The sequence below is a fragment of the Streptomyces ficellus genome (genome assembly GCF_030406405.1).
Lineage (GTDB): Bacteria > Actinomycetota > Actinomycetes > Streptomycetales > Streptomycetaceae > Streptomyces > Streptomyces ficellus_B.
In genome coordinates this window covers 60,811-84,364 of the sequence record NZ_JAUEPL010000023.1, presented here as the reverse complement: position 1 = coordinate 84,364, position 23,554 = coordinate 60,811, and the positions used below count along the sequence as shown (strand labels likewise).

The 23,554-nt window shown below is 71.0% G+C and carries 18 protein-coding genes, 3 tRNA genes and 2 pseudogenes; 9 read left to right on the top strand and 14 right to left on the bottom strand.

The features are described from left to right. Positions 1-259 precede the first annotated feature (259 nt). Both QWM81_RS16950 and QWM81_RS16945 read left to right on the top strand, forming a co-directional pair. A complete protein-coding gene (locus QWM81_RS16950; protein ID WP_290112849.1) occupies positions 260-1,702 on the top strand; it encodes an acyl-CoA synthetase in 1,443 nt (480 codons plus the stop codon). Beyond that, positions 1,695-3,032 carry a carboxyl transferase domain-containing protein gene (locus QWM81_RS16945; protein ID WP_290112848.1) on the top strand — a complete coding sequence of 446 codons (1,338 nt, stop codon included), beginning with the start codon at positions 1,695-1,697 and terminating at the stop codon, positions 3,030-3,032. Before QWM81_RS16950 ends, QWM81_RS16945 begins: the two co-directional genes overlap by 8 nt. 110 nt (positions 3,033-3,142) lie before the next feature. Here QWM81_RS16945 and QWM81_RS16940 read toward each other — a convergent pair whose 3' ends face one another. After that, the gene (locus tag QWM81_RS16940; protein WP_290112845.1) at positions 3,143-3,673 is read right to left on the bottom strand and encodes a MarR family winged helix-turn-helix transcriptional regulator; all 531 of its coding nucleotides are present in this window, start codon (positions 3,671-3,673) and stop codon (positions 3,143-3,145) included. A gap of 104 nt (positions 3,674-3,777) precedes the next feature. On the opposite strand from QWM81_RS16940, the gene QWM81_RS16935 reads away from it, so the two are divergent. Next, entirely contained in the window at positions 3,778-4,191 is a 414-nt protein-coding gene (locus tag QWM81_RS16935; protein ID WP_290112843.1) for an organic hydroperoxide resistance protein, read from the top strand. Positions 4,192-4,276: 85 nt separating this feature from the next. Here the strand turns inward: QWM81_RS16935 and istB are convergent, their stop codons facing one another. The 6 genes and pseudogenes from istB to QWM81_RS16910 all read right to left on the bottom strand — a co-directional run bounded on the left by istB (position 4,277) and on the right by QWM81_RS16910 (position 9,767). Continuing rightward, positions 4,277-5,467, bottom strand: coding sequence for an IS21-like element helper ATPase IstB (gene istB / locus QWM81_RS16930; protein ID WP_290112864.1), 1,191 nt, complete (start codon positions 5,465-5,467; stop codon positions 4,277-4,279). A gap of 249 nt (positions 5,468-5,716) precedes the next feature. Continuing rightward, complete coding sequence (locus QWM81_RS29135; RefSeq protein WP_353938310.1) at positions 5,717-5,974, bottom strand: pentapeptide repeat-containing protein; 258 nt, start codon at positions 5,972-5,974, stop codon at positions 5,717-5,719. 231 nt (positions 5,975-6,205) lie between these two features. Next, positions 6,206-8,035, bottom strand: a complete 1,830-nt coding sequence (locus tag QWM81_RS16925; RefSeq protein ID WP_290112841.1) for a D-glucuronyl C5-epimerase family protein — start codon at positions 8,033-8,035, stop codon at positions 6,206-6,208. Between the two features lie 121 nt (positions 8,036-8,156). Continuing rightward, complete coding sequence (locus tag QWM81_RS16920; protein ID WP_290112867.1) at positions 8,157-8,987, bottom strand: hypothetical protein; 831 nt, start codon at positions 8,985-8,987, stop codon at positions 8,157-8,159. A gap of 4 nt (positions 8,988-8,991) precedes the next feature. Continuing rightward, positions 8,992-9,345, bottom strand: a pseudogene (locus QWM81_RS16915) (D-glucuronyl C5-epimerase family protein); the annotation flags it as partial. A 125-nt stretch (positions 9,346-9,470) separates the two neighbouring features. Further along, a complete protein-coding gene (locus tag QWM81_RS16910) occupies positions 9,471-9,767 on the bottom strand; it encodes a hypothetical protein (RefSeq protein WP_290112840.1) in 297 nt (98 codons plus the stop codon). Between QWM81_RS16910 and QWM81_RS16905 the strand changes: the two are divergent. Then, positions 9,768-10,147, top strand: a pseudogene (locus QWM81_RS16905) (IS5 family transposase); the annotation flags it as partial. A 616-nt stretch (positions 10,148-10,763) separates the two neighbouring features. Here the strand turns inward: QWM81_RS16905 and QWM81_RS16900 are convergent. From QWM81_RS16900 to QWM81_RS16890, 3 genes are all read right to left on the bottom strand, one after another. Then, positions 10,764-10,840, bottom strand: a tRNA-Ile gene (locus QWM81_RS16900). Between the two features lie 176 nt (positions 10,841-11,016). Next, positions 11,017-11,089: transfer RNA gene (locus QWM81_RS16895), tRNA-Asn, on the bottom strand. A gap of 5 nt (positions 11,090-11,094) precedes the next feature. Next, positions 11,095-11,167: transfer RNA gene (locus QWM81_RS16890), tRNA-Asn, on the bottom strand. 170 nt (positions 11,168-11,337) lie between these two features. On the opposite strand from QWM81_RS16890, the gene QWM81_RS16885 reads away from it, so the two are divergent. The 5 genes from QWM81_RS16885 (at position 11,338) to QWM81_RS16865 (ending at position 17,361) form a co-directional block, all read left to right on the top strand. Then, complete coding sequence (locus QWM81_RS16885; RefSeq protein WP_290112839.1) at positions 11,338-11,637, top strand: YtxH domain-containing protein; 300 nt, start codon at positions 11,338-11,340, stop codon at positions 11,635-11,637. 53 nt (positions 11,638-11,690) lie between these two features. After that, positions 11,691-13,130: an FGGY family carbohydrate kinase gene (locus tag QWM81_RS16880; protein ID WP_290112838.1), complete on the top strand. Its 1,440-nt coding sequence runs from the start codon at positions 11,691-11,693 to the stop codon at positions 13,128-13,130. A gap of 239 nt (positions 13,131-13,369) precedes the next feature. After that, positions 13,370-15,103 carry an ABC transporter ATP-binding protein gene (locus QWM81_RS16875; RefSeq protein ID WP_290112837.1) on the top strand — a complete coding sequence of 578 codons (1,734 nt, stop codon included), beginning with the start codon at positions 13,370-13,372 and terminating at the stop codon, positions 15,101-15,103. Then, complete coding sequence (locus QWM81_RS16870; protein WP_290112836.1) at positions 15,103-17,049, top strand: ABC transporter ATP-binding protein; 1,947 nt, start codon at positions 15,103-15,105, stop codon at positions 17,047-17,049. Before QWM81_RS16875 ends, QWM81_RS16870 begins: the two co-directional genes overlap by 1 nt. 66 nt (positions 17,050-17,115) lie before the next feature. Continuing rightward, positions 17,116-17,361, top strand: a complete 246-nt coding sequence (locus tag QWM81_RS16865; protein ID WP_290112835.1) for a hypothetical protein — start codon at positions 17,116-17,118, stop codon at positions 17,359-17,361. A gap of 4 nt (positions 17,362-17,365) precedes the next feature. On the opposite strand, the gene QWM81_RS16860 is transcribed toward QWM81_RS16865, so the two are convergent. The 4 genes from QWM81_RS16860 to QWM81_RS16845 all read right to left on the bottom strand — a co-directional run bounded on the left by QWM81_RS16860 (position 17,366) and on the right by QWM81_RS16845 (position 23,528). Beyond that, a complete protein-coding gene (locus QWM81_RS16860; RefSeq protein ID WP_290112834.1) occupies positions 17,366-18,817 on the bottom strand; it encodes an RNA polymerase sigma factor in 1,452 nt (483 codons plus the stop codon). Positions 18,818-18,918: 101 nt separating this feature from the next. After that, the gene (gene dnaG / locus QWM81_RS16855) at positions 18,919-20,820 is read right to left on the bottom strand and encodes a DNA primase (protein ID WP_290112833.1); all 1,902 of its coding nucleotides are present in this window, start codon (positions 20,818-20,820) and stop codon (positions 18,919-18,921) included. Positions 20,821-20,869: 49 nt separating this feature from the next. After that, positions 20,870-22,138, bottom strand: coding sequence for an NAD(P)/FAD-dependent oxidoreductase (locus QWM81_RS16850; protein WP_290112832.1), 1,269 nt, complete (start codon positions 22,136-22,138; stop codon positions 20,870-20,872). A 103-nt stretch (positions 22,139-22,241) separates the two neighbouring features. After that, positions 22,242-23,528, bottom strand: coding sequence for a deoxyguanosinetriphosphate triphosphohydrolase (locus QWM81_RS16845; RefSeq protein WP_435372383.1), 1,287 nt, complete (start codon positions 23,526-23,528; stop codon positions 22,242-22,244). Positions 23,529-23,554 lie beyond the last annotated feature (26 nt).

Sequence of the window (23,554 nt, the reverse complement as noted above, 5' to 3'; positions counted from 1 at the left end):
CCGGCCTGACCGCCGACCCACGTGCGTACGGGGTCCGCGCCATGCGCTCCTGCCTCACGCACCGAACCGAACCGAATCGATCCCGTTCGGAACGCCGGCCCCGATCCCGATCCCGATACGGGTCCCGGAACCTGATCCTGGTCCCGATTCGCGTCCGCACCCCTCCGCGTCGATTCCGGTTCGAGGGCGGCGGGGACAATGGTGGGGCCTGTCCCGAAGGACGAGCAGCCCTGTGCGGCGACGCGAGGAGGACGACGTAGTGAGTTTCCTGTTTCCCGCTCTTGCGGCAGGAGAGGACCGGCCCGCGCTGCGCTTCGGCGCGCGCTCGCTGACGTACGGCGAGCTGCGGTCCTCCGCCGCTTCGCTGGCCGCCCGGCTGGAGGGGGCGCGGCGGGTCGCCGTGTGGGCCACCCCGACTCCGGAGACCGCCGTCGCCGTGGTGGCCGCGCTGCTCGCCGGCGTACCGGCCGTCCCGCTCAACCCGAGAACGGGCGAGCGGGAGCTGACGCACATCGTCACCGACAGCGCGCCGACGCTGGTGCTGGCCGCGCCGGGCGACGTACTGCCCGGGCCCCTGAAGGCCGTGACCCGTCTCGACGTCACCCTCCAAGGTGAGCTGGCCGGCTCCCTGCCCCCCGAGCCGCAGGACCCCGAAGCCGCCGCCCTCATCGTCTACACCTCCGGCACCACCGGCCCGCCCAAGGGCGCCGTCCTCCCCCGCCGCGCCATCGCCGCGTCGCTCGACGCGCTGGCGGACGCCTGGGTGTGGACGTCGGACGACGTCCTCGTACACGCGCTGCCCCTCTTCCACGTCCACGGGCTGATCCTCGGCGTCCTCGGCCCGCTGCGGCGCGGTGGATCGGTACGCCACCTGGGCGCGTTCACGACCGGCGGGGTGGCGCGGGAGCTGGCGTCCGGCGGGACGATGCTGTTCGGCGTACCGACGATGTACCACCGGATCGCCGAGGCCCTGTCCGCGGACGGGGATCTGGCCAAGGCGCTGGCGGGCGCGCGGCTGCTGGTGTCGGGCTCGGCGGCGCTGCCGGTCCACGACCACGAGCGGATCGCCGCCGCGACCGGCCGGCGCGTCATCGAGCGGTACGGCATGACGGAGACGTTGATGCTGTCGAGCGTCCGGGTGGACGGCGAGCAGCGCGCCGGCTCGGTGGGCGTGCCGCTGCGGGGCGTGGAGCTGCGGCTGGTGGAGGAGGACGGGTCGGAGATCGCGGCGTACGACGGTGAGACGGTCGGCGAGATCCAGGTACGCGGCCCGAACCTGTTCACCGGCTACCTCAACCGGCCCGACGCCACGGCCGCCGCGTTCGACGGCACCTGGTTCCGCACGGGTGACATGGCGGTCCGGGACGCGGACGGGTCGGTACGGATCGTGGGACGCAAGGCGACCGACCTGATCAAGAGCGGCGGATACAAGATCGGCGCTGGCGAGATCGAGAACGCCCTCCTCGACCACCCCGGCGTCCGCGAGGCGGCCGTGACCGGCGAACCGGACCCGGACCTGGGCGAGCGGATCGTCGCGTGGATCGTCCCCGCCGACCCCCAGGCCCCGCCCTCCGCCGACGAACTCGCCGGCCATGTGGCGGCCCAGCTCGCCCCCCACAAGCGTCCCCGCGGCGTCCGCTACCTCGATGCGCTGCCCCGCAACGACATGGGCAAGATCATGAAGCGGGCGCTCCGTGGCTGAGCGCCTGTCCGCCCGCGAGGTCATCGCGCTCGTCACGGACGACTTCACCGAGCACGCGCCGCCCGTCCGCCCCACGGCTCCGGACGGGCCGCTCTCCTGGGAGGGTTACGGCGCGTCACGCGCGCGTGCCGCCGACCGCACGGGCGAGGACGAGTCCGTCGTGTACGGCACGGCGACGGTGGCGGGCCGCGCGTGCGCGCTGCTGGCCTTCGAGTTCGGCTTCCTCGGCGGGTCGCTGGGCGAGCGGTCCGGTGACCGGCTGGAGGCCGCCTACCGGTTGGCGCGCGAGCGGCGCATTCCGCTGGTCTCGCTCGTCGCGACCGGGGGCAGCCGGATGCAGGAGGGCATGGTCGCGCTCACCCAGCTCCAGCGGGTGGCCCGCGAATCGGTGCTGCTGCGGGAGGCGGGCGTGCCGCACATCGCCGTGCTGCGCGACCCGGCGACCGGCGGCGGCTGGGCGACGGTCGGCGCGGGCGCCGATGTGATCCTGGCCCTGCCCGGGGCGCAGGTCGGGTTCGCCGGGTCACGGGTGCGGCCGCCGGACGCGGACCCGGTGGCGTACACGGCCGAAGGGCAGCTCGCGGCGGGGCACGTCGACGCGGTCGTACGCCCCGGAGAGCTGCGCGAGACGCTCACACGGTGGGTGACCGCGCTGTCCGGCCCGGCGCCGGGGGACGTGGAGCCGCCCGCTGCCCTGTCCGGCACGCCGCTCCCGGCCAGCGGCTGGGACGCGGTGTGCCAGGCCCGCGATCCGGGCCGGCCGCGCGCGCAGGCGTACCTGGAGCGGTACTTCACGCACCGGCTGCCGCTCGTCGGCGACCGCTGCGGCGGTACGGACCCGGGGATGCTGTGCGGCGTGGGGCTGCGCCCCGGGGGCGGCGGTGCCGTCGCGTACGTCGCGCAGTGCGGCACGGCGACGCGCCCGGCCGGTTACCGCACGGCCGCCCGCGTGATCCGGCTCGCGGACCGGCTCGGCATCCCGGTGCTGACGCTCGTCGACACACCGGGCGCGGCGAACGACGCCGAAGCGGAGCGGGCGGGCGCGGGCGCGGCGATCGCGGAGGCGTTCGCGGCCGTCGCGGGGGCGCGGGTACCGGTGACGACGCTGCTGATCGGCGAGGGCGGCTCGGGCGGGGCGCTGGCGCTGGCCGCGCCGGGCAACACGTGGGCCACGCCGGACAGCTACTTCTCGGTGATCGCCCCGGAGCCGGCGGCCGCGATACTCAAACGCCCGCCCGAAGAGGCCCCCCACACAGCCGAACAACTCCGGCTGCGCCCGCAGGACCTGCTGGAGCTCGGCATCATCCGCGGCATCGTCCGCCCGGCCTGACGCCCGGCCGACGCCCCGCCTGACGCCCGCCCTGACAGCCCGGCTTGACGCCCGGCTCTGACAGCCCGGCTTGACGCCCGGCCGCCTGACGCCCCGCACCGCCCCGTCGCTCACTCCTCCGTAACGCAGCCTCCGGCACTGGCCCCGGCCCCCGCACCCGCTCCGGCCCCGGCCCCCGCCCCCGTCTCGGCGAGGTTGAGGGCGGCGGTCAGGTCGTTGAGGCGTGCCCGCAGCTCGCGGATCTCCTCGAGCGGCATCCCGGTCGCCGCGGCGATCCGGCGCGGCACGCCGATGGCCCGCTCCCGCAGCTCGGCCCCGGCGGGGGTGGGCCGCGCGGTGACGGACCGCTCGTCCTCCGGGCTGCGCCGCCGCTCGACGTACCCGGCCGCCTCCAAGCGCTTGAGCAGCGGCGACAGGGTGCCCGAGTCCAGGCGCAGGTGCTCGCCGATGCGCTTGACGGGCAGCTCGCCGTGCTCCCAGAGGACCAGCATCACCAGGTACTGGGGATAGGTGAGCCCGAGGTCCTTGAGCGCGGTGCGGTAGACGCCGTTGAAGGCACGCGTGGCGGCGTGCAGCGAGAAGCAGATCTGGTGGTCGAGGCGGAGGAAGTCCTCGTCCCGCACGGTCCCGAGCGTGTCCATGGCTCCAGCGTAGCGCGACACAATTAAGTTGTGCGCAACTGAATAGTGGGCTACAAAGGTGAGCCGCGCACCGCACCGCCACCCCTCCGAGAGGACAGGCCCCCATGGACACCCTGTACACCGCTGTCGCCACCGCCAACGGCCGCGAAGGCCGCGCCGTCAGCTCCGACGGCCAGATCGACCTCCCGCTCGGCTTCCCCAAGGCCCTGGGCGGCAACGACCAGGGCACCAACCCCGAGCAGCTTTTCGCCGCCGGGTACGCGGCCTGCTTCGCGAGCGCGATGGGCGCGATAGGCCGCCAGGAGAAGATCGACGTCAAGGACGCCTCCGTCACCGCCGAGGTCAGCATCGGCAAGGACACCGACGGGGGCTTCGGCCTCGCGGTCGTGATGCGCGTCGAGCTGCCGGACCACCTCCAGGGCGAGGCCGGCCGCGACCTGCTGGAGAAGACCCACGCGTACTGCCCCTACTCCAAGGCCACGCGCGGCAACATCCCGGTGGAACTGGTCATCGAGTAACCGCCTCGGGCAACCGGCGGGTAACCGGCTCCGTACGCGAAGGGCCCCGGACGAGCGTCCGGGGCCCTTCCCGTCGTCGCGACCGTCAGAAGAGGGGCCCGGCGGCGCCTTCGAGGTGGCGGGTGCGGTAGCTGTCGCCTTCGAGGGCGATGACCTCCGCGTGGTGGGCCAGGCGGTCGACCGTCACGGAGGCCATGGCGCTGTCGCCGAACACCTCGTCCCACCGCCCGAGCGGCCGGTTGCTCGTGACGATCAGCGAGGCCTTCTCGTAGCGGTGCGAGACGAGCTGGAAGAACAGGTGGGCCGCCTCCGGCTCGAAGGGGACATAGCCGACCTCGTCCACGATCAGCACGGGGTACGCGTCCAGCTGGGCCAGCTCAGCGCCGAGCCGCCCCGCGGCCTTGGCGTCCGCGAGCCGGGCGCACCACTGGGCGGCGGTGGCGAACAGCACCTGGTGGCCGGCCTGGCAGGCCCGTACGCCCAGGCCGATGGCCAGGTGCGTCTTGCCGGTGCCCGGACGCCCGAGCAACAGCACGTTCGCCTTGCGGGCGACGAAGTCGACCTTCCCCAGCCGGGCGATCGCCTGGGGCTCGGGCGCCCGCAGATGCCCGTCGTCGAACAACTCCAGCACCTTGCGGGCCGGAAAACCGGCGGCCTCGATACGCTCCTCCGCCCCGGCCGCCGACGCCTCGTCCGGACCCTTGTCCGCCTTCCCGTCCCGCTGGGCCGGAATGACCACCGGCTGCGACGGCGCCTCCTTGGCGGCGGCGTGCACCCTGGCCTCGTGCGCGGCCATGGGCCCGGACATGTACGCGAGGATCGCCGCCGAGAACACGAACGCCATGTGGATCACCGTCCCCCAGAGCAGGTCGTGCCGGGGCGTGTGGTGCACGTCGACGAACATCTGGAGCAGGTGCACCGAGGAGATGCCGACGATGGCCGTGGCCAACTTGACCTTCAGCACATTGGAGTTGACGTGCGAAAGCCACTCGGGCTGGTCACGGTGCCCCTGCAACCCGATCCGGGAGACGAAGGTCTCGTACCCGCCGACGATCACCATGATCAGCAGATTGGCGATCATCACGACATCGACGAGCTTGAGGACGGCCAGCATGACGTAGGTCTCGTCGGCCTGGCCGCTGATGACGTGGTGGATCAGATGCCACAGCTCATTGAAGAACTTGTAGACGTACACCCCCTGCGCGGCCACCAGGCCGAAATACAGCGGAGCTTGGAGCCAGCGCGTCGCGAAGAGAGCGCAGCCGAGGGTGGTCATGTTCGAGGGGGCGGGTACGGAGCGGGACAAGGGCACCTCCAACGATGGTTGGATGCGTCATTCTTGTGCGCCGCCACCGACAATCTGAATTCCCGCCACCCGTTGGGATGAATAGGAATCCAGTAGCAACAGTTCCCCGCCCCGCCCCGCCGCCGCCATCGCCCGCCCGAGACCTGAGGCAATGACCCGGTGACCCACCCCCACCGCGAGCTATAACGCGGCTTACGCAGAGCGGTGGCCATCCTGCCGCTAGTCAGCGCCTTGCAGGTGAGCGCCGCGTAGATCAGCGTGCGCCATCCGGGCTCGCTCAAGACGGGCCTGCCGCACGTCGACGTTGACCAATCGGCCCCGTTCCAGATCGGCGCCCACCATCCACGCCCCGGAAAGGTTGGTGTATCGCAGGCTGGATCTCGCCAGCCGCGCGCGGGGCAGATACGCCCGACGAAGGTCTGTCCGCGACAAGTACAACGTCCGCTCCCCGGAGCTCACCGGCCGCCGGCCCGGCATCCGCAAGGCGCTCTGTATGTCGGATGCGCGACGGCGGACCGCGAGGGCGTGCCACCGCGGTGACGCTGGCGAGTACAGCCAACGTTCGGCAATGGCCAGCGACCTTTCCCCAGGGATGCCACCCGGTGTCCCCATCGCCTTGCCGGTCCTCCACGGGTCAGGACCAGGCCACCGAGGTTCGCGGCTGTGAAGCCGCACGCCTCCGCCCGGTCCCGACCCCGTGCGTGTGAGTCAGCGGCCGTCGGTGACGACCTGGTTGGCGGGGAGCCAGTAGCCTGCGAGCTCGCCCTTCGAGATGCGGCACATCGCCCGGCCGTTGACGACCGCTCGGCGGTCGAATTGGAACGTCTGCTCCGTATCGGACTTCAGCGACCTGGTGCTGCCCGTCGCGTTGTTGGTTCCGAAGCTGTAGGCGGTGACGTCACGACCCGCCGGAATCGTGAGCGTGCGCTGTACGCGGTAGTTGAACGGCTGGTGCTCCCCGCGCAGGAAGACGTTCGGCCAGGCCTCTCCGATCCACCAGCCCTTGTACGCGCCGGCGCTGATTCGGTACCAGATGCCCGCGCCGATGATGCGGCGCCGCTTGTCCACCGGCGCCTGGGTGGGCTTGGCGAACGAGACCTTCTTGGTGCCGAGGATCTTGTCGTGCCCGGCACCGGTCTTGGCGTTCTCGTAGTACTCGCCGGTGTCTTCCTTGGTGCCGTCCGGCTTCGTGACGATCTTGGTGTCCACCCGGTACAGGGTGTACGCGCCCTTGCCGATGGCGATCACCGCCCCCTTGGCCACGCTCGACGCCGGTGCGTCTTCCACCAGCATGTCCATCTGGTGGGCGAAGACGGAGCTGTTGGTGTGCCAGTGCAGCTGCATCCACAGCGTGATGTGGTGGTGGTGGTACGTGTGCGCCGGGATGCGGTGGGTCTGGCAGTAGTACGAGAACTTGCGCTCGTTGCGCAGCAGCGGGAAGTAGCGCGCCATGGTGGTGCAGGCGCCGTCGTACAGCTGCGCCGCCAGTTCGTTGCCGGTGAGCTGGTAGTAGTCCCAGAGCCCGAACATGGCGAAGATCATGCCGTTGTACGTGTAGTCGCCCGTGCCCGGCGTCTTGAACGGGTACTCCTGGATCCACAGGTAGCCCGACCGGTCCTTGTTCACGACCCACGGGTAGGCGTCGTCGGCCCGCAGCAGCGAGGCGAACGCGCCGTTGGCGGCTGTCGTGTACAGGGTGCGCTCCTGCTCGGTGACGCCGTCCAGCATCGCGAGCTGGGCGAAGAGGCTGATCGCCTCTCCCTGTGCCATACCGGAGTACCAGGGGGCCTTGTAGTCGATGCCGCTGTGCTCGGCGTGCTTGTAGTCCCACGGGTAGGGGAAGTACCAGGCGCCCCGCGTCTGGACACGCTTAGTGATCAGGCGGTTCGCCTGGTCCTTGGCCCGCTTGAGGAAGAGGGCCTTGCGCGTGGGGTCGGTCTCGGTGCGGTAGCTGGTGATGCAACCGAGGCCGAACTGGATCTGTCCCACCGGGTGGTCGTAACCCACCGGGCCCGGCTTCGGGGGGCTGCTGGTGGTGGTGGGCTTCCAGTACATGTACACACCCTGGGTGTTCAGGTGGTACACCGACGACAGGGGAGGCGTCACGTTCGCCCATGTGGTGGGCCGGTTGCGCCACGGCCGCAGGGACTCGGGCAGGTCCTTGACCATCGTGTAGCCGTTCCGCTTGAACTCGAACGGCAGGACGGTCGGTATGTTGTTCTCGACCGTACGGGGGTCCGGCTTACTGTCGGCGTACGGAATGCGGCGCGGCGCGCTCGGTATGGAGGCGGTGCCCTCGTCGAGCGGGTCCGGCAGCGGCGGCAGCGGCATCTCATACGCCCCGCCGGCCCGACCGGGCAGGCTCAGCGCGAGCGAGCGCGGCATGTTCGCGAACGGGTCGGGCGTGGGCTTGTCGAAGACGCCCGTGGCCACCGCGGTGAAGGTCCCGCCGCCGACGACGGCCGCACCGGCCGCGGCGCCGCCCGCCAGGCGTATGAACCGTCTACGGCCGACAGCCGCGCGCCTCTTACCGGACATGACTGTGTACCCCCCAAAGGCATGAACAAAGGTGAATGTGGATCGTATGTGAAAGGTGAGAAGATCCCATAATCAGCGTGGCCTCGCACAACTGAACTGGCCGGAACCACCGTTACGGCGCTCAAGCGGTGGTCGTCCCGTCGATGGTGACGCTGGTGGCAGCCACCCAGTAGCCCGTGAGCGCGCCGGCAGTGATCTGGTACATGGGCCTGCCGTTGACGATGGCGCGGCGGTCCGTGGGGGCGTTGGACGGGGTGGCGAAGGACACGGTGCGGATGGACGCGTCCGTACCGTCCTCGGTGAAGCGGTACACGTCGACCTCCCGGTTCCCGCCGGGGAAGGTGAGGGTGCGCTGGGGGAGGTAGGTGGTGGTCAGGTACTGGCCACGGAGGAAGGCGGTAGGCCACGTCTCACCGACCCACCAGCCGGTATAGGCCCCGGCGCTGATGCAGTAAAAGATGCCACGGTCCTGGATCCGGCGCCGCATGTCCGCCGGAGCCTGCGTCGCCCGGGCGAAGGTCACCTTCTTGACCTCCAGTTGCGCGTCTTCCTTCGCCTTGTCCCAGCCACCGTCAACCTTGGTGTCCAGCCGGCACAGGGTGTGGGTCCCGGCGGCGAAGGCGACGGTCGACCCGTCGCGCAGATAGGGCGAGGGAAAGTCGTCGGTGAGGACATCCGCGTGGTAGGCGAAATCGGGACTGCCGGTCTGCCAGTGCAGCTGGCGGAAGAGGTTGATGTGGTGCTGGTGGTACGTGGGGGCCGGAATGCGGTGGGTCTGGCAGTAGTAGGAGTGCCAGCGGACGTTCCGCAGCAGCGGAAAGTAGCGGGCCATGGTGGCCGCCGAGCCGTCGTACAGCGCGAGTGCGATTTCGCTGCCGGTGGCGGCGCAGTAGTCCCGGATATTCCTGGATCCACAGGTACCCGGCCGCGTACAGGTAGCCGTCGTCCCCACGCAGCAGGGAAGCGAAGGCGGCGTCGGCCGCCTGCCGGTACAGGACCCGTTCCTCATGGGTGACGGCGTCGAGCTGGGAGAGCTGGATGAAGAGGCTGATGGCCTCGCCCTGGGCCATGCCCGAGTACCAGGGTGCCTTGTAGTTGATGCTGGTGTGGGTCTCGTGCGGGTAGTCGAACGGATAGGGGAAGTACCAAACTCCACGCGCTTCGACCCGCCGGTCGATCAGCCGCTTCGCCTGCGCCTTGGCCCGGGTGAGAAACAGGGCCTTGCGGGCGGCGTCCGTCTCGGTGCGGTAGCTGGTTATGCAGCCGAGCGCGAACTGGATCTGCGTCACGGGCTGGTCATAGCCCGGCATGCCTACGCCCTCGCTCACCTGCACGACACCCTCGGCGTCCAGGAACTGCGTCTCGGTGTTGGGCGTGATGTCTTCCCACCGCTTCGGCCGGTCCCGCCACGTCCGCATGGCTTCGGGGAGGTCCGTCACCAGCCGGTACCCGGCCTGGTTGAACGCGAACGGCAGCGTGGTGGGGACGTCGTCCCCTGCCGCCCGCGCCGGGGCGCGCCCTGGGCGTAGGGGATACGGCGGCTCGGCCGGGAGATGCGCCCGCCGCCGGTCTGGTCGGGCAGCGGCGGCAGCGGGGCGTCACCGTTCACACCCCGCGGCACGCTCAGCGCCAGGGCCCGGGGCATGCCGCGGAGCGGATCGGTACCGGGCGCCGGGACCGGTGCGGCGACCGCACCCGCCGCGATCCCGGTGAACGTTCCGCCGGCGGTCACGGCAAGAACGGTTCGAAGGTCCACCTGATCACGGACCGGAACGGTCTGCCTCTGTCGCTGGGCGTCTCCGGTGCCAACACGCACGACAGCCTCGGCCTGAAGTCGCTGGTGCGGGGAATCCCACCGATCCGCTCCGGCGCGGCCCGCGCCACCGGCGACCGGCCAAGCTCCACTCCGACAAGGGATACGACTACGACCACCTGCGCCGATGGCTCCGCAAGCGAGGCATCCGCCACCGCATCGCCCGCAAGGGCATCGAGTCCTCCACGCGGCTGGGCCACCGATGGGTCGTCGAGAGGACGGTGTCCCGGCTCGCCGGCTGTCGGCGCCTGCACCGCCGCTACGAGCGCAAGGCCGAACACTTCCCTGCCGCACTCGCTCCGCTCCGTCAAACTGGAAGACGAGGCCATCGCCAAGCTGGAGATGCTCGTCGGCTTGCGAGAGATTCAGGCGGTGATGGACACGAGCGCCCACTTGCGCCCCAGCGGACTCTTCGTCTACACCGTCCGCCACACGGGCTACGCACTCCCCGATTCTCGATTGCGCTCGAACCGGAAGGACCCCCATCAGCGCTGGGATCCCCCACAGCCTGAAGAACCAGGCTCAGGCCTCGCGCGTGCGTCGGGTGGACACCTTCGAGGAGGGTGAACGGCCTCGCCGACTGTGGCGTATCACCCAGACCAAGCGATAGCCGACGGCGTTGTACGGCAGCGTGTGCGCAGACGGCGCCTTCGGTGAGGCCGTCCAGCCTCCTCCGCCCCTTCCATTTCCTCGTGTCCCCTGAGCGTCCACTGGATCTTGCTTTTCGGCTCCGCTGCGTAACTTCCAGCGGCCGAGCTTGTTCTGCATCGCCGCAGGTCAGAGCCTCGGCAGGAGCACCCACGCGCCCGCCGTAACACCTCAAGCTGCACTCGTGAGCAGCGGATTCTCTCCGTTGGACCGAGTTTGTGACTCAGAGCCACCGAAGAAACGTTTCTGCAGGCCAGGGCACGTTACTGGTGGGGCGGGTGGGACTCGAACCCACGGCCGACGGATTATGAGTCCGCTGCTCTAACCGGCTGAGCTACCGCCCCTTACGGCGCGTCGCGCACATTTGTGCGCGCCGTCTGCCGCAGCATAGCCGCTCATACGATCTCCTGCTCCGGCTGGTCGGCTACGCACGCCCATGAGGACTGCCCTGCGCACCGCGCGGTTCCCGGTGGCGCCGGAAAACGCGGAAGAGGACCCCGAAGGGCCCTCTTCCGTCCCGCTCCCCCGACTGGACTCGAACCAGTAACCCTCCGGTTAACAGCCGAATGCTCTGCCAATTGAGCTACAGGGGATCGCGCTCCCCCGACTGGACTCGAACCAGTAACCTGCCGGTTAACAGCCGGCTGCTCTGCCAATTGAGCTACAGGGGATTGCTGCGTTGCACCGAACGCACCCACCGGGGGCCTCCCGGGCGGCGCTCGCTCGCTGCGACACATACATTAGCGCAAGCAGGGGGGTGCTCCGCCAATCGGTTCCCGGGGTGATCTCCGGCCCTGACGGGTAGGCGGCCAGCACCGACGCCTACGAAAGGGTGGCAGCCATGCGGTACAAGCTGACGTTCGTCGTTGGACTGGCCATCGGCTACGTCCTCGGCACACGTGCCGGGCGCGAGCGGTATGAGCAGCTGTGCAAGTCCGCGCGCCAGTTCTCCCAGAACCCCGCCGTGCGCAACGCCGCCGAGACGGCCGCGCAGACCGGGCGGGAGGTGGCCGGAAAGGCGCTGCACACCGTCAGTGACAAGGTCGGTGACCGGATGCCCGAATCGGTCGCCGAGCGCGTGCGCTCGCTGCGGGAGCGCGGTCAGGGCGGTGAGGACGAGTGGGGAACCAGTAATACGTAGTCGACGCCCGGGCACGCCTGGGCATGGTGTGGAGTGCGGCAGAATCTATCCCCATGGGGATAGTCGCCGGGTTGGACAGTTCGTCGGGTTTCACGCGCATCGTCGTCTGCGACACGGAGACGGGTGCGGTGCTGCGACAGGGCTACGCACCGCACCCCGTCGAGCCCAAGGCCACCGAGGTGGACCCGCAGGCGTGGCTGCTGTCGCTGGGCGAGGCCGCGTCGGGCGGGCTGCTCGAAGGCGTGCAGGCCATCGGGGTCTCCGCGCAGCAGCACGGGCTGGTGCCGCTGGACCGGCAGGGCAACCTGGTGCGGCCCGCGCTGGTCGGCAATGACAAGCGGGCGCAGGTGGCGGCCGCCGACCTGATCGAGGCGTTCGGCGGCCGGCAGGCGTGGGCGGAGGCCGTCGGGTCCGTACCTCAGGCGGCGCAGCCCGTGGCGAAGCTGCGGTGGCTGGCGCGTACGGAGCCGGAGGCGGCGTCGCAGGTGGCGATGGTGCTCCAGCCGCACGACTGGCTGGTGTGGCAGCTGCTGGGCCGGCCGGTGCGGCGGACGACCGACCGGGGCGCCGCCTCGGGCACGGGCTACTGGTCGGCGGGCACCGGGGCGTACCGGCCCGATCTGGTGGAGCTGGCGCTCGGGCACCAGGCCGCGCTGCCGGAGGTGCTGGGGCCTGCCGACGCGGCCGGGATGACCCCCGAGGGGCTGCTGATTTCCGCCGGCACCGGCGAGACGATGGCCGCCGCGCTGGGGCTGGGACTCGGCACCGGGGACGCCGTGGTGTCGCTCGGGGCGTCCGGGTCGGTGATGGCCGTGCACCACGAGGCGCTGGCCGATCCGCGCGGGATGATCACGGCGTTCGCGGACGCGGCGGGGATGCACCTGCCGGTGGTCTACACCTCGAACGCGGTACGGGCGCTGCGCGGGACTGCCGAGATGCTGGGCCTGGACGGTCTTGAGGAGCTGTCGGCGCTGGCGCTGAAGTCGACGCCGGGTGCCTCCGGGCTCGTACTCCTGCCGTATCTGGAGGGGGAGCGCACGCCGCAGCTGCCGCACACGGCCGGGACCCTGAGCGGGTTGCGGCGTGAGTCGATGAAGCCCGAGCACCTGGCACGGGCGGCCTTCGAGGGCATGCTGTGCTCGCTGGCGGACGCGATGGACGTGCTGCGGGCGCGGGGTGTGGAGGTGCGGCGGATCTTCCTGCTCGGGGCGGCCGCCGAGCTGCCCGCGGTGCAGGCGGCCGCGCCCGCGATCTTCGGCGCGCAGGTCGTCGTACCCCAGCCGGCCGATTACGCGGCGCTGGGTGCCGCGCGGCAGGCGGCGTGGGCGCTGGGGGTCTCGCAGGGTGTGCTGTCGCCGCAGACGCCGCCCGCCTGGCAGGGCGCGGCCGCGCAGGTTTTCGAGCCGGGCGAGGAGCTCGCGGTGGGCCGGGCGGTGCGCCAGCAGTACGGCGCGACGCGCGATCAGCTGCACCCGGAGGCGTTCGGTTCCTAGGGAGCACCTTTGGAGCACCTTCTTCCTGGGATGCTCGGGTGGGAGTGACCGGGTTCCGCCCGGGTTGTTCCCGGGTTCTGCCGCCGTACTGCCCCGGTTCCGCCCGGGTTCTGCCCGGGTTCTGCCCGCCTCCTTTCCTGGGCTCCGGGCGGGGTCTTCCCGGGGCCTTTGCGGGGTCTTCCGGCAAAGGACCCGGAAATCGAGTCGTGGCGCCCGGAGGGTCCGGGGATAGTTGATCCGTGCTCAGACAACTACTCCGGATCCACCTGCGGCCGTACCAGCGGCCCATAGCCCTGCTGGTGGCGCTGCAGTTCCTGCAGACGTGCGCCACGCTCTATCTGCCGACGCTCAACGCCGACATCATCGACAACGGTGTCGTCCACGGCGACACCGGGTACATCCTGCGGTTCGGCGCGCTGATGATCGCGGTCTCGGTCGTGCAGGTCGTGTGCAACGTCGGAGCCGTGTACTACGGGGCGCGGACCGCCGCGGCGCTCGGGCGGGATGTGCGGGCGGCGGTGTTCGAGCGGGTGCAGTCGTTCTCGGCCCGGGAGGTCGGGCAGTTCGGGGCCCCTTCCCTGATCACCCGGACGACCAATGACGTCCAGCAGGTGCAGATGCTCGTGCTGATGGCGTTCACGCTGATGGTGTCGGCGCCGATCATGTGCGTGGGCGGCATCGTCATGGCGCTCGGGCAGGACGTGCCGCTGTCGGCGGTGCTGCTGGCGGTGGTTCCGGTGCTGGGCATCGCGGTGTCGCTGATCGTGAAGAAGATGCGGCCGCTGTTCCGGACGATGCAGGTGCGGCTGGACACGGTGAACCGGGTGCTGCGGGAGCAGATCACCGGCAACCGCGTGATCAGGGCCTTCGTACGCGAGGAGTACGAGCGGGAACGGTTCCGGCGGGCCAATGAGGATCTGACCGAGGTGTCGATGTCGACCGGTCGGCTGATGGCGCTGATGTTCCCGACCGTGATGACCGTGGTGAACGTGTCGAGCGTCGCGGTGGTGTGGTTCGGCGCGCACCGCATCGACAGCGGCGGCATGCAGATCGGCGCGCTGACGGCGTTCCTCGCGTATCTGATGCAGATCGTGATGGCCGTGATGATGGCCACCTTCATGTTCATGATGGTGCCGCGCGCCGAGGTGTGCGCCGAGCGCATCGAGGAGGTGCTGCGTACGGAGTCGAGCGTGGTGCCGCCGACGGCTCCGGTACGGAAGCTGCTGCGCCACGGGCATCTGGAGGTACGGGGCGCGGACTTCCGCTATCCGGGTGCCGAGGAGCCGGTGCTGCGCGGGGTGGACCTGGTGGCCCGGCCGGGCGAGACGACGGCGATCATCGGGTCGACCGGCAGCGGCAAGTCGACGCTGCTGGGGCTGGTGCCCCGGCTGTTCGACGTGACGGGTGGCAAGGTGCTGGTCGACGGGGTGGACGTGCGTGAGCTGGACCCGGTGGTGATGGCACGGACGGTCGGCCTGGTGCCGCAGAAGCCGTACCTGTTCTCGGGGACGGTCGCGACGAACCTGCGGTACGGGAAACCCGACGCGAGCGACGGGGAGCTGTGGCACGCGCTGGAGGTGGCGCAGGCCGCCGACTTCGTACGGGAGCTGGACGGCGGCTTGGACGCGCCGATCGCGCAGGGCGGGACGAACGTGTCCGGCGGGCAGCGGCAGCGCCTCGCGATCGCGCGGACGCTGGTGCAGCGGCCGGAGATCTACCTCTTCGACGACTCGTTCTCGGCTCTGGACTACACGACCGATGCTCTGCTGCGCGCCGCGCTGGCGGCGGAGACCGCCGAGGCGACGGTGGTGATCGTGGCGCAGCGGGTCTCCACCATCCGTGACGCCGACCGGATCGTGGTCCTCGACGAGGGCCGGGTCGTGGGGACGGGGCGCCATCACGAGCTGATGGCGGCCAATGAGACGTACCGGGAGATCGTGCTCTCCCAGCTGACCGAGGCGGAGGCTGCCTGATGGCGGGGCCGGCGGGACGGATGATGGCGACGGCCGGCGGCAGTGGCCCCGACCAGCGCTCGATGGACTTCAAGGGCTCGGGCAAACGGCTGCTGCGGCAGCTGGCGCCGGAGCGGGGCACGCTGTGGCTGATGCTGGCCGCCGGGGTGCTGGGCGTGGCGCTGACGGTGGTCGGGCCGATGATCCTCGGCCGGGCGACCGACCTGGTCTTCGCGGGCGTGGTCGGGCGGGAGATGCGGGAGGGGCTGTCCAAGGAGCAGGCTCTGGCGGCGCTGCGGGCCGAGGGGGACGGCGGGCTCGCGGACATGCTGTCGGGGGTGGACTTCCACCCGGGGCGGGGCATCGACTTCGGTGCCATCGGCGGCGTACTGCTGGTGGTGCTGGCCGTGTACGTGGCGGCCGGGCTGCTGATGCTGGTGTCGACGCGCATGTCGATCCGGGTGATCAACCGGACCGTGTACCGGCTGCGGGAGGACGTCCAGGGCAAGCTGGAGCGGCTGCCGCTGTCGTACTTCGACAGCGCCAAGCGCGGTGAGGTGCTGAGCCGGGCGACGAACGACATCGACAACATCTCGCAGACCATGCAGCAGACCATGGGGCAGCTGATCAACTCGGTGCTGACCATCCTGGGCGTCCTGGTGATGATGTTCTGGATCTCGCCGCTGCTGGCGCTGGTGGCGCTGGTGACCGTGCCGCTGTCGGTGGTCGTGGCGACGCGGGTCGGCAAGCGGTCGCAGCCGCAGTTCGTGCAGCAGTGGAAGTCGACGGGCCGGCTGAACGCCCACATCGAGGAGATGTACACCGGTCACGCGCTGGTGAAGGTCTTCGGGCGGCAGGGCGAGGCGGCGGCCGACTTCCGGGAGCAGAACGACGCGCTGTACGAAGCGGGGTTCAGGGCCCAGTTCAACAGCGGGGTCATGCAGCCGCTGATGTTCTTCGTCTCGAACCTGAACTATGTGCTGGTGGCCGTGGTGGGCGGGCTGCGGGTCGCGTCCGGCACGCTGTCCATCGGCGACGTCCAGGCGTTCATCCAGTATTCGCGGCAGTTCTCGATGCCGCTGACCCAGGTGGCGTCGATGGCGAACCTGGTGCAGTCCGGGGTCGCGTCCGCCGAGCGGATCTTCGAGCTGCTGGACGCGGAGGAGCAGACGCCGGACGCTCCGGCGTCGGGCGAGGCGGCACACGCCTTCACCGGGCGGGTGACGCTGGAGAAGGTCTGCTTCCGGTACGAGCCGGACCGGCCGCTGATCGAGAACCTCTCGCTGTCGGTGGAGCCCGGGCAGACGGTCGCCATCGTCGGCCCGACGGGCGCGGGCAAGACGACGCTGGTGAACCTGCTGATGCGGTTCTACGAGGTGACGGGCGGCCGCATTCTGTTCGACGGGGTCGACGCGACCGAGATGTCCCGCGAGCAACTGCGCTCCGGGATCGGCATGGTGCTCCAGGACACCTGGCTGTTCGGCGGCACGATCGCGGAGAACATCGCGTACGGCGCGGCGCGGGAGCGGCAGGTGACGCGCGAGGAGATCGAGGAGGCGGCGCGGGCCGCGCACGCCGACCGGTTCATCCGTACGCTGCCCGACGGGTACGACACCGTCATCGACGACGAGGGGTCGGGCGTCAGCGCGGGCGAGAAGCAGCTGATCACGATCGCGCGGGCGTTCCTGTCGGACCCGGTCATCCTCGTCCTGGACGAGGCGACCAGCTCCGTCGACACCCGTACCGAGGTGCTCATCCAGAAGGCGATGGCACGGCTGGCCCACGGGCGGACGAGCTTTGTCATCGCGCACCGGCTGTCGACGGTCCGGGACGCGGATGTGATCTTGGTGATGGAGAACGGGGCGATCGTCGAACAGGGCACGCATGACCAGCTGCTATCGGCGGAGGGCGCCTACGCCCGGCTGTACGCGGCGCAGTTCGCGCAGGCCGTGGCGGAGGTCGACTGACCAGGCGGAGCCCTGGGCGTACGGCATTACGGGCGTACGTCACGGTGTAGGGGGAGGACGAGGAACATGACGGACAACGGCAGGCACGGCACACACGGAGACAGGGGCGAGGGCGCGGCCAAGGGCAGGGCCGGAGGCGGCAGCCGGGTGGGTACGGGTACGGCGCTCTGGCTGCCGATCGGGGTGGCCCTCGGGATCAGCCTGGGCATGCTGTTCGGCAACCTGGCTCTGGGCATCGGCCTAGGCACGGCCCTCGGCGCGGGAGCCGGTGCCGGTATCGACGCGGCGCACCGCCGGAGGGAGAACTCCTGAGCGCTCAGTCCAGGTAGCCACGCAGCTGCTCAGCGAAAGCGTGGTCCCGCAGTTTGCTGAGGGTTTTGGACTCGATCTGGCGGATGCGTTCGCGTGTCACGCCGAAGATGCGTCCTATCTCCTCCAGGGTGCGGGGCCGGCCGTCGGCCAGGCCGTAGCGGAGCTGGACGACCTTGCGTTCGCGCTCCCCGAGCGTGGACAGGACCGCGTCCAGGTGCTCGCGCAGGAGCAGGAACGCGGCGGACTCCACGGGGGACGCGGCGTCACCGTCCTCTATGAGGTCGCCGAGCGCGACGTCGTCCTCCTCACCGACCGGCGCGTGCAGGGAGACCGGCTCCTGCGCGAGGCGCAGCACCTCGCCGACCCGCTCGGGCGCCAGGTCGAGGTGGGCGGCGACCTCCTCGTGGGTGGGCTCGTACCCGCGTTCCTGGAGCATCCGGCGCTGGACCCGGATGACCCGGTTGATCAGCTCGACGACGTGGACCGGGACGCGGATGGTGCGCGCCTGGTCGGCGAGGGCGCGGGACATGGCCTGGCGGATCCACCAGGTCGCGTACGTCGAGAACTTGTAGCCGCGCGCGTAGTCGAACTTCTCGACCGCCCTGATGAGACCGAGGTTCCCCTCCTGGACCAGGTCCAGCATGGTCAGGCCACGGCCGACGTAGCGCTTGGCGACCGAGACGACGAGGCGCAGGTTCGCCTCGATGAGGCGGCGTTTGGCCATGCGGCCCATGACGACCAGCCGGTCGAGGTCCAGGGCCAGTTCGGAGTCCAGGTCGGGGGTGCCGGCGAGCTTCTCCTCGGCGAACAGGCCGGCTTCGACGCGGCGGGCCAGTTCGACCTCCTCGGCGGCGGTGAGGAGCGGGATGCGGCCGATCTCGCGGAGGTACTGGCGGAACAGGTCGGAGGAGGGGCCGCTGCCGGCCGCCGCCTCGGCCGCGCGGCTGCGTGCGGTCGCCGGCTCGGCATCGAGGTCGAGGTCGAGGTCGGGAGCGGGGTCGACAGCGGGAGCGGGGCCGGGGTCCGGGTCGCGCAGGTCGGTCATGTCCGGTACGGCGTCGCGCAGGTCGGCCGCGTCCGGTACGGCGTCGCGCAGGTCGGTCATGTCCGGTACGGCGTCGCGCAGGTCGGCCGCGTCCGGTACGGCGTCGGGCAGGTCGGCCGCATCCGGTATGGCGTCCGGCAGGGCTTCCGGGTGGTGCGGCGGCAGGGCCTGGACCGGGACGGCGGTGTCCGTGGCCGGGGCCGGGTCGATGTCGGTCAGGGTCCGGGGCTGGATCTGGGTCTGGGTCTGCACGAGGGCGGCCTCCAGGGTGATCGCTGCCGGTTCGAGGGCGTGCGGCAGCGGGACGGCGGCGGCCGGGCCGCTGTTCTCCGTCCCGTACTCGATGAGCGGATCCGCGGGGATGTGAGGCCCACCGTCGGTGGACCGGCCGCGCTCCGAGGACTCAGGCACCGCCCCCCAGTGTGGGGTACGACACATCACCGCCACGAGGGGCGTGCGACCACTTTTTGCGACCGGACCGTGACCGGGCGGATACGGCGACCGGACTGGCGCTAGAGCGCGGCGGCGCCGTTGTTGCGGAGGGACTGGGCGTACTGCTGGAGTACCCACAGCTCGTTCTGGACCGCGGCCAGCTGCTGCGGGTCGCCGTGCGCGCCCAGGCGGGTCAAGGTGCCCTGGACGTCGCGGATGCGGCGGTCGACGGCGCGCAGGCGTACCTGGACGAGCTGGTCGCCCGCGTACGTCTCGTCGACCGTGCGGCCGTGGATGACCTCGACGGCCAGCTCGGTGACCAGGGCGCGCACCGTGTCGTTGGGGGCGGCCTCGCGGACGCGGGCCAGGTACTCGGCGGTGTTGTTGACGCCCTGTTCGGCGCCGCCCGCTTCGGCGATGGTCTGGCGGACCGCGGCGTACGGCGGGGCGGTGAACTCGTCGGCGCCGTACGCGTCGAAGGCCGGGGAGACCAGCGCGGGGTACTGGAGGGCCAGCTTCAGCAGCTCGCGCTCGGTGCGGTGGGCGGGGCTGCGCAGATTGAGCGCCGGGCCGGACAGCGCCACCGGCGCCATGGCGGCCTCACCGGAGTGTGCGTGGCGCGCCGGCGCCGGACCGCGGCCGCCGCGGTCCCTCGCCCAGCGGGCCAGCTGGGCGACGCGCTTGACCACGAACTGGGTGTCGAGGATGCCGAGCATGCCCGCGAGCTGGACCGCGACCTCGTGCTGGGAGGCGACGTTCTTGATGCGGGCGACGATCGGCGCGGCCTCGTCGAGGGCGGCGGCGCGGCCGGCCGGGGTCTCCAGGTCGTACCGGTTCACGATCTGGCGCAGTGCGAACTCGAAGAGCGGGGTCCTCGGCTCCACCAGGTCGGCGACCGCCTCGTCGCCCTTGGCGAGGCGCAGCTCGCAGGGGTCCATACCGTCCGGGGCGATGGCGATGTAGGTCTCCGCGGCGAACTTCTGGTCGTCCTCGAAGGCGCGCAGCGCGGCCTTCTGCCCGGCCGCGTCGCCGTCGAAGGTGAAGATCACGCGGGCCGAGCCGTTGTCCATCAGCAGCCGGCGCAGGATCTTGATGTGGTCGCCGCCGAAGGCGGTGCCGCAGGTGGCGATGGCGGTGGTGACCCCGGCGAGGTGGCAGGCCATCACGTCGGTGTAGCCCTCGACGACCACGGCCCTGCTGGACTTGGCGATGTCCTTCTTGGCCAGGTCGATGCCGTACAGCACCTGGGACTTCTTGTAGACGGGGGTCTCGGGGGTGTTGAGGTACTTGGGTCCGTTGTCGTCGTCGCGCAGCTTGCGCGCGCCGAAGCCGACGACGTCGCCGCCGACGTCCCGGATGGGCCACATCAGGCGGCCGCGGAAGCGGTCGATGGGGCCCCGGCGGCCTTCCTGGGACAGCCCCGAGATGAGCAGCTCTTTGTCGGAGAAGCCCTTGCCGCGCAGGTAGCGGGTGAGGTGGTCCCAGCCGGCCGGGCTGTAGCCGACGCCGAAGTGCTGGGCCGCGGCCTGGTCGAAGCCGCGCTCGGCGAGGAACTTCCGCCCGATCTCGGCCTCGGCGCTGTCCAATTGCTCCACGTAGAACTGGGCGGCGGCCTTGTGGGCCTCGATGAGCCGGATGCGCTCGCCGCGCTGGTGGCCGGGGTTGTACCCGCCTTCCTCGTACCGCAGGGTGATGCCCGCCTTGGCGGCGAGGCGTTCGACCGTCTCGGAGAAGGAGAGGTGGTCGATCTTCATCACGAAGGCGATGGTGTCCCCGCCCTCCTGGCAGCCGAAGCAGTGGAAGAGCCCCTTGCTGGGGCTGACCTGGAAGGAGGGGGACTTCTCGTCGTGGAAGGGGCACAGCCCCTTGAGGTTGCCGCCGCCGGCGTTGCGCAGCTGGAGGTACTCGGACACGACGGCGTCGATCGGGACCGCGTCCCGTACCGCCTTCACGTCGTCATCGTTGATCCTGCCGCCTGCCACGCGTAAATCTTACGGGCGGGGCACCTCACCGATGCGCCGTCCGCTGCCGCTACGGCCGGGGGACGACGGCCGTGAGGGGTGTCGCCGGGTCGGCGAGGGCCTCGGTGTCCACGGGGGCACCGGAGCGGATGAGCTCCTGGATGGGTCCTGTGACGTCCCACACATTCACGTTCATCCCGGCCAGCACGCGGCGGTCCTTCAGCCAGAAGGCGATGAACTCCCGCCTGCCCGCGTCGCCGCGCAGCACGACCTGGTCGTACGTGCCGGGGGGTGCCCAGCCGCTGTACTCCATGCCGAGGTCGTACTGGTCGGAGAAGAAGTAGGGGACGCGGTCGTAGGTGACGTCCTGGCCGAGCATGGCGCGGGCGGCCGCCGGGCCGCCGTTGAGGGCGTTGGCCCAGTGGTCGACGCGCAGCCGGGTGTGGAGCAGGGGGTGGTCGGCGGCGGCGACGTCACCGGCGGCGTGGATGTCGGGGTCGGAGGTGCGCAGCGAGGCGTCGACGGCGATGCCGCCGCCGTGGGCGCGGTCGACCAGGGCGAGCCCGGCGTTCTCGGCGAGGGTGGTGCGGGGCACGGAGCCGATGGCGACGAGGACGGCGTGCGCGGGGTGCTCCTCGCCGTCGTCGGTGCGGGCGGCCAGCACCATGCCGTCCTGGCCGACGATCTCGGCGAGGCGGGCGCCGAAGCGGAAGCGGACGCCGTGCCCGGCGTGCAGGTCGGTGAAGAGCTGGCCGAGTTCGGGGCCGATGGCCTGGTGCAGGGGGGTGGGTTCCGGTTCGACGACGGTGACCTCGGCGCCGTATCCACGGGCGGCGGCGGCGACCTCCAGGCCGATCCAGCCCGCTCCGGCGATGACGAGGTGGCCGTTGTCGCGGCCCAGTGCGGCCAGAACGCCCTGGAGCCGGTCGGCGTGGGCGAGGCAGCGCAGGTGGTGGACGCCGGCGAGGTCGGTGCCGGGGACGTCGAGGCGGCGCGGTTCGGCGCCGGTGGCCAGCAGCAGCTTGTCGTAGCGGATGGTGGTGCCGTCGCCGAGGCGTACCGTCCTGGCCTCGCGGTCGATGGTGGTGACGGGCTGGCCGAGGTGGAGTTCGATGTCGGCCTGTGCGTACCAGGCGGGCTCGTGGATGAAGACGCTGTCGCGCTCCTCCTTGCCGGAGAGGTAGCCCTTGGACAGGGGCGGGCGCTCGTAGGGGTGGTCGCGTTCGTCCCCGATGAGGATCACGCGGCCGGTGAAGCCTTCGGAGCGGAGCGTTTCCGCCGCCTTGGCGCCGGCCAGTCCCCCGCCGACGATGACGAAGGTCTGATCTGCGTCGACCACTTGTTGCCTCCTCTTTCCCGGAAAGACAGAGCACGGGCCATTCCACGCTACGCGCCGCCCGCACGCAGCGTCCCGTACGGAGCGTGAGGAAGGAATAGGGCGTTCAGCGGCGGCTCGTGAACCGGGAGTGCAGGGTGCGGGCGGAGGCGTCGGTGAGCGAGGCGATCTGGTCGACGATCACCCGTTTGCGGGCCCGGTCGTCGGGCGCGGTGTCGAACAGGGCGCGGAACTGCGGGTCCAGACCCTCGGGCGCGCGGGCCGTCAGGGCCTCGGCCAGCTCGGCGAGCACGATGCGCTGGTCGGCCCGGAGCGCCTCCTGTTCGGCGCGCTGCATCACATAACGGTCGGCGACGGCCTTGAGGACCGCGCACTCGTTGCGGGTCTCGCGCGGTACGACCAGTTCGGCGGCGTACCGGGTGAGGGGGCCCGAGCCGTACGCCTCCCGCGTCGCCGCCTCGGCGGCCAGGCAGAAGCGGCCGATGAGCTGGCTGGTGGCGTCCTTCAGCCGGGCCTGGGCGATGGCCGACCCGTCGTAGCCGTGCGGCCACCACTCCTGTTCCATGAGCCGGTCGAGGGCGTCGGCCAGCTCCCGCGGGTCGGTGTCGGCGGGGACGTACCGGCCGATGGCGACGCGCCAGATGTCGGCGCGCTCGGGTTCGGCCAGGAGGAGGTTGGGGTCGATGTGGCCGGCGTGCAGCCCGTCCTCGAAGTCGTGCACCGAGTAGGCCACGTCGTCGGACCAGTCCATGACCTGCGCCTCGAAGCACTGGCGGTGCTCGGGAGCGCCTTCCCTGACCCAGGCGAAGACGGGCAGGTCGTCCTCGTACACCCCGAACTTGACCGAGTCGGGGTCGGTGGGGTGGCCGCCGCGGGGCCAGGGGTATTTGGTGGCGGCGTCGAGGGCGGCGCGGGTGAGGTTGAGGCCGACGCTGACCAGCTCGCCGGTCGCCCGGTCGGGGACGAACCGCTTGGGTTCGATACGGGTGAGCAGGCGCAGCGACTGGGCGTTGCCCTCGAAGCCGCCGCAGTCCTTGGCGAAGTCGTTGAGTGCCTGTTCGCCGTTGTGCCCGAAGGGCGGGTGGCCCATGTCGTGCGAGAGGCAGGCGGCCTCGACGAGGTCGGGGTCGCAGCCCAGCGCGGCGCCCAGCTCGCGGCCGACCTGGGCGCACTCCAGGGAGTGGGTCAGCCGGGTGCGGGGGGTCGGGTCCCAGGCATGGCTGCGGGAGCCGGGGGTGACGACCTGGGTCTTGCCGGCCAGGCGGCGCAGCGCGGACGAGTGCAGCACGCGCGCACGGTCGCGCTGGAACGCGGTGCGGCCCGGTCGTTTGTCGGGCTCGGTGGCCCAGCGCGCGGTGGCCTTCTCGTCGTACGTACCTTCCATGCCGTTCATGCACTGAAGGTAACCGCAAGGAGTGA